The following is a 2,543-nucleotide window of genomic DNA, read 5'->3' as shown; positions in this document are numbered from 1 at the left end:
GCGGTGGCCGGCAGCCAGCCGAGCACGAGGATGCCGATCACCATGCCCGCCAGGGTGCGGATCGCTCTGCGGTGGTATGCCGTGTCCATGCCCCCCAGCCTTCCGGCGCCGGGGTGAATGGCCAAGGGGGGTCGCGAACCCCTGTGGAAAGGCCGAAGTTGCCGCCCCGGCTGTGGACAAACCGCGCGGACGCGGCGGCAGCGGTGTCAGGTCATTCGATCGTCAGGCGGGCCAACCGCGCGGCGGCATCGGCGAGCACTTCGTCGCGTTTGCAGAAGGCGAACCGCACCAGGCTGCGGGCGGCGGCGACGTCATCGCAGAACACCGAGACCGGCACCGCGACCACGCCCGCCCGCTGCGCGATGACGTCCCGGCAGAACGCCAAGGCATCCGAGACACCCAGCGACGACACGTCGGCGATGACGAAATAGGTCCCCTGCGGCACGGCCACGGCCAAGCCGGCCGAACGCAACCCCGCGACCAACAGGTCGCGCTTGCCCTGCAGCGAGTCGGCCAGGGCGGCATACACCTCATCGGCCAGTCCCAGTCCCGTCGCGGTCGCCAACTGGAAGGGCCCGGAGCCGACATACGTCAGGAACTGCTTGACCCCGCGCACTCCGGCGACGGCTGGGGCCGGCCCGCTCACCCACCCGACCTTCCAGCCGGTCGTGGAGAAGGTCTTGCCCGCCGAAGAGATCGCAAGCGTCCGCTCGGCCATGCCTGGCAATGTGCTCATCGGGATGTGTTCGCGACCGTCGAAGACGAGGTGCTCGTAGACCTCGTCCGTGACGACCCAGGCGTCGTATTCCCGTGCCAGCCCGGCGACGAGTTCGAGTTCGGCGCGGGTGAACACCTTGCCTGTCGGATTGTGCGGGGAATTGAGAAGCACCACCCGGGTGCGCTCTGAGAAGGCACTGCGCAGTTCGTCAGGGTCGATGGCGAAGTCGGGGAAACGGAGCACGCACGTGCGCCGCTGCGCTCCGGCGAGCGCGATCGTCGCGGCATAGGAGTCGTAGTAGGGCTCGAACGTGACGACCTCGTCGCCAGGAGCGCACAGTGCCAGGATCGACGCGGCGATGGCCTCGGTGGCCCCGACGGTCACGAGGATCTGATTCGCCGGGTCGAGTTCGATGCCGTAGAAGCGCTGCTGGTGTGCCGCAACGGCATTGAGAAGTTCGGGGAACCCCGGGCCGGGCGGGTACTGGTTGCGACCAGCATCGATGGCCGCCTTGGCGGCGTCGAGCACGGCCTGCGGCCCATCCGTGTCGGGGAACCCCTGCCCGAGGTTGATCGCGTCCCTCGCGACGGCCAGCGCCGACATCTCGGCGAAGATCGTCGTGCCGAACGGCTCGAGGAGCGCATTGGCCGGGGGTCGCGCGCCGGGCTGCATGAAACGCAGCGTATGCCCTGGCGACCCGGTGCCGGGGCAGCCCGGTTCCAGGTCAACCCGGTGCCGGGTCAGCTCCGTGCCGGGTCAGGCCTTGGTGGGCCAGGGCCAAGCGGTGCAACCTTGCAGGCCGAGAGTCTGCTGCAGCATGATCGGGGCCGGCTGGCCCTTGGCGGGGCAGGTCTCGTGCGGGTGCCAGAGGCTGTGGCCGACCTCGTGGTTGATGATGTAGATGCGGTACTGGCTCAGGTCCTTGTAGTACTCGACGCCCTGTCCCCAGCGCTTGGCGTTGATCACGGCGCGGCCGTGCCGGTTGCAGGAGACCTCGCCATTGGTGCGCAGGGGGGCACACAGCTCATCGGTCAGCTTCGGGCTGGCCAGGGTGATGCGCACGTCCGGCACGGTCCCGGCATCGATGTTGGCCTTGTCCACCAGTTCGAAGTGCAGGGAGTCCTTGGCCTCCCAGCCGCGTTCGTCGCCGAGGACCTGCCGCACCGTGCTCGCGAACTGAGCGAGGTCGACCCCGAGACCGCCTTCGGCCTCGACGGAGAAGGTGACCTTCTTGCCGGTGCGCGAGCTATCGCTGCCGGGGACGGTCAGGACAGAGAGTTTTCCGTCGCCGCTGGCGGGGACGGAAACGGCTTTCGCGGACTGGGTGCCCGCCGACGCGCTTGCGGACGCGGACGCCGTCGCCGAATTACTCGAAGAGGCAGACGGGCTGGCGCCCGCCGCGGTGGGCGAGGTCTTGGCGCTCGCCGCCAAAGTGTCGTCGCCGAAGGCGGCACCAACCAGTTTGACGAGAAGGAACAACACGACGAGCAGCCCGGCCAGCGCCATGGTGCGGCGCAGTCGGTAGCGGCGCTCCATGCTCATCGGGCGCCGCGGAGGCGGTGGCGATGAGGCAGGCACCGGGCGCGTGCGCTCAGGCACGGGGGTGGGCGCGGGCATAGGACTCCTTCAGCCGCTCGATCGAGACGTGGGTGTAGAGCTGGGTGGTCGCCAGGGAGCGGTGGCCGAGGAGTTCCTGCACGGTGCGCAGGTCCGCTCCTCCGTCGAGCAGATGCGTGGCAGCGGTATGCCGCATGCCGTGCGGAGCCATCTCGGCGCCGCCCGGGACGCGGGAGGTGGTGGCGTGGACGACCTCGCGGACCCGCCG

Annotated in this window: 3 protein-coding genes; all 3 read right to left on the bottom strand. The window is 69.5% G+C overall.

Annotation, left to right across the window (positions count from 1 at the left end):
* Nucleotides 1–211 precede the first annotated feature (211 nt).
* Nucleotides 212–1,390, bottom strand: a complete 1,179-nt coding sequence (locus tag BN11_RS15465; protein WP_048699174.1) for a pyridoxal phosphate-dependent aminotransferase — start codon at nt 1,388–1,390, stop codon at nt 212–214.
* A gap of 84 nt (nt 1,391–1,474) precedes the next feature.
* Nucleotides 1,475–2,260 (bottom strand): DUF3152 domain-containing protein, encoded by a 786-nt coding sequence (locus BN11_RS15460; RefSeq protein ID WP_162213253.1) that lies wholly within the window; start codon nt 2,258–2,260, stop codon nt 1,475–1,477.
* A 49-nt stretch (nt 2,261–2,309) separates the two neighbouring features.
* The coding region (locus BN11_RS15455; protein ID WP_048699171.1) for a tyrosine-type recombinase/integrase at nt 2,310–2,543 on the bottom strand (234 nt) is incomplete at its 5' end.

This window comes from Nostocoides australiense Ben110, from assembly GCF_001050535.1.
In the GTDB taxonomy this organism is placed as follows: Bacteria; Actinomycetota; Actinomycetes; order Actinomycetales; family Dermatophilaceae; genus Nostocoides_A; species Nostocoides_A australiense.
Note: the sequence above shows the minus strand (reverse complement) of the source record. Positions and strands in the feature narration are given on the sequence as shown.

Bases quoted from the DNA above. Each gene is read 5' to 3' on its own strand.
- BN11_RS15465 (WP_048699174.1), bottom strand. From the start codon at position 1,390: ATGCAGCCCGGCGCGCGACCCCCGGCCAATGCGCTCCTCGAGCCGTTC.
- BN11_RS15460 (WP_162213253.1), bottom strand. From the start codon at position 2,260: ATGAGCATGGAGCGCCGCTACCGACTGCGCCGCACCATGGCGCTGGCC.